A 2296-nucleotide genomic window follows, 5' to 3' on the forward strand; every position below is an offset into this window, starting at 1 on the left:
CGTCGGTGGACCGCCCGCTGACGCTGCGGCCGGCCGCACCGCTCGCCCCGGGCCGCCACGAGCTGGTGATCTCGATCGGTGCCGCGGACGGCGGCGCGGCGCAGGAACTGGCGGTGTTCGGCCTCGAGGTCGCCCCGGACGGCACCCTGTCACTCGGATCGGGCGCACTCGGATCCGCCCCGATCGGATCGACCGGCTCCTGATCGGATGTGAGGCCGCCGTCCCGGGGTTACCGTGATCGCCAGAGCACCCCGCTGGTAGGCGCCGGGGTGACCGGCGGAGGGAGCGGGCCATGACCGGCGGGGGAACGGGCGCGGGCGGCACCGACGACCGCAGGATCGTGATGGCACCACACCTGAGGGGTCTGGAGCCGGACCCCGACCGCGGGATGGAGATCGACCAGAAGTCGCCCGGCGAGCTCGACCCCGCGGTGCCGCGGGGTGAGTTCGTCCGCAGCGTGATCGGCACCGTCGCCGGGCTGGCGGCGGCCGTGATCGTGTACCTGGTCATGCCGGGCGATCTCGAACACAACGCGCGCCTCACCGCGGCGGTGGCGGTCCTGCTCGGCATCTGGTGGATGACCGAGTGCATCCCCATCCCGGCCACCGCGCTGGTGCCGCTCATCGTCTTCCCCGTCCTGGGTCAGGACGTCTCGGTCAACGACGTGGGCGCCGAGTACGGCAACAACATCATCTTCCTGTTCATGGGCGGCTTCCTCATCGCGATCGCCATGCAGCGCTGGAACCTGCACCGGCGGATCGCCCTGCTCACCGTGCGCGCGATGGGTACCCGGTCGACCCGGGTGGTCGCCGGGTTCATGATCGCCACCGCTTTCCTGAGTATGTGGGTGTCCAACACGGCCACGGCGGTGATGATGCTCCCGATCGGGGTGTCGGTGCTGATGCTCGCCTCCGAGCTCGGTGGGAAGGACCGTGCCGGTGGGGACGGCGCCGGTCGGAACGACGACGAGGACGCGATCCCCCGGATGGACTCCTCGTCCGATCCGCGTTCCGATCAGGTGAAGCAGGCCGTGATCCGGTCGAACTTCGGCACCGCGCTGATGCTGGGCATCGCCTACGCGGCGTCGGTCGGGTCGCTGGCGACCATCATCGGCACCCCGCCCAACACCCTTCTCGCCGGCTATCTGGAGCGCGAGCACGACATCGTCCTGGGTTTCGGTCGCTGGATGCTGGTCGGACTGCCGCTGGCGGTGGTCATGCTCGTGATCACGTGGTTCCTCCTCACCAAGGTGCTGTTCCGTCCCGAGATCGAGCGGATCCCCGGCGGTCGGGCACTGTTCGACGACGAACTGCGCAGGCTCGGCCCGACCTCGTCGGGCGAACGGCGCGTCCTGGCGGTGTTCGTCGCGGCGGCCGTGGCCTGGGTGGCCGTGCCGCTGGTGTGGGAGGACCCGCCGATCTCGGACGCCGGGATCGCGCTCACTGCCGGACTGCTGCTGTTCCTGCTGCCGGCCGGCACCGAGCGCGGGGTGCGGCTGCTCACCTGGGACGCCGCGCTGGGACTGCCGTGGGGCGTGCTGCTGCTGTTCGGCGGCGGACTGGCGCTGTCCGCGCAGTTCTCAGGTTCCGGACTCACCGGGTGGATCGGCGAGCAGGCGTCGGCGCTGGACGCGCTGCCGACCGTCGCGTTGGTGCTCGTCGCGGCCGCCGGGGTCCTGTTCCTCACCGAGCTGACGAGCAACACCGCCACCGCCGCCACGTTCCTGCCGGTGGCCGGTGGCGTCGCCCTCGGCCTGGACCTGGATCCGATGATCCTGGCCGTCCCGGTCGCGCTCGCCGCCACCTGCGCCTTCATGCTCCCGGTGGCGACCCCGCCCAACGCGATCGCCTACGGCTCGGGATACGTGACCATCGGCCAGATGATCCGCGGCGGGATCTGGCTCAACCTGATCGGGTTGATCGCCATCACCGCGGTCACCATGACGCTGTTGGTGTGGGTGTTCGGGCTGACCGTCTGATCGTCTGACCGGCCCGCTAGCGTCGGGGCATGCCCGTCGCACGCGAACCCTCCCGCCGCTCGGCCGTCGAGCCCTTCCACGTCATGAGCGTCCTCGCCGCCGCCGCCCGCCGGCAGGAGACCCACGGCGACGTCATCTCGCTGTGCGCGGGCCAGCCCTCGACCCCGGCCCCCGGCCCTGTACTCGCCGCCGCCCGCCACGCCCTGGACACCGAGATCCTCGGATACACCGAGGCGCTGGGCATCCGCCCGCTCCGCGAGGCGATCGCGGGGTACCGCCGGCGGCGGGACGGGGTGGACGTGACGGCCGACGACGTCG

At 71.6% G+C, this 2296-nt stretch carries 1 protein-coding gene and 2 pseudogenes; all 3 read left to right on the forward strand.

The window, feature by feature from the left end:
- A pseudogene (locus G6024_RS15105) lies at positions 1-203 on the forward strand (family 43 glycosylhydrolase); the annotation flags it as partial.
- 89 nt (positions 204-292) lie between these two features.
- Positions 293-1978 (forward strand): SLC13 family permease, encoded by a 1686-nt coding sequence (locus G6024_RS15110; RefSeq protein WP_235027933.1) that lies wholly within the window; start codon positions 293-295, stop codon positions 1976-1978.
- 29 nt (positions 1979-2007) lie between these two features.
- Positions 2008-2296 (forward strand): annotated as a pseudogene (locus G6024_RS15115) (aspartate aminotransferase); the annotation flags it as partial.

Source organism: Dietzia maris, from assembly GCF_014144855.1.
GTDB lineage: Bacteria > Actinomycetota > Actinomycetes > Mycobacteriales > Mycobacteriaceae > Dietzia > Dietzia kunjamensis.